At 28.5% G+C, this 295-nt stretch carries 1 protein-coding gene; it reads right to left on the bottom strand.

Annotation, left to right across the window (positions count from 1 at the left end; translation table 11 throughout):
- Positions 1-64: 64 nt before the first annotated feature.
- Positions 65-193 (bottom strand): alpha-amylase family glycosyl hydrolase, encoded by a 129-nt coding sequence (locus AYC60_RS09370; protein ID WP_231724633.1) that lies wholly within the window; start codon positions 191-193, stop codon positions 65-67.
- Between the last annotated feature and the right edge of the window lie 102 nt (positions 194-295).

The following is a 295-nucleotide window of genomic DNA, read 5'->3' as shown; positions in this document are numbered from 1 at the left end:
CTTCTGACATTTCTTCTTTTACTTTGCTATAGTTTTTATAATCTGTGAACTTATACCAATTTGCCTATTTAGAATCCTTTCCTTCAGAAAGAGCTAAATTTAATGTAAAGTTATAGTTACTACTATGGTTAAAAACAGCTTCAAATATTACTCTAATCCCATATTTATGTAATTCCTTAATTAAATCTATCATAATTAAATCAGATTCTGTTCAAACCCAGCTGCTTGGATCATCAGTTTCTTGATACTCATCTTTGCCTTTATTTTCTCCCGTTTAACTAACTTCTAATAATTC

It is taken from the genome of Streptobacillus felis, from assembly GCF_001559775.1.
Taxonomy (GTDB): Bacteria; Fusobacteriota; Fusobacteriia; order Fusobacteriales; family Leptotrichiaceae; genus Streptobacillus; species Streptobacillus felis.
This window is presented reverse-complemented; position numbering and strand designations above follow the sequence as displayed.

What these genes read in the sequence shown, in the direction of transcription:
- AYC60_RS09370 (WP_231724633.1), bottom strand. Translation starts at nt 193, where the DNA reads ATGATAGATTTAATTAAGGAATTACATAAATATGGGATTAGAGTAATA.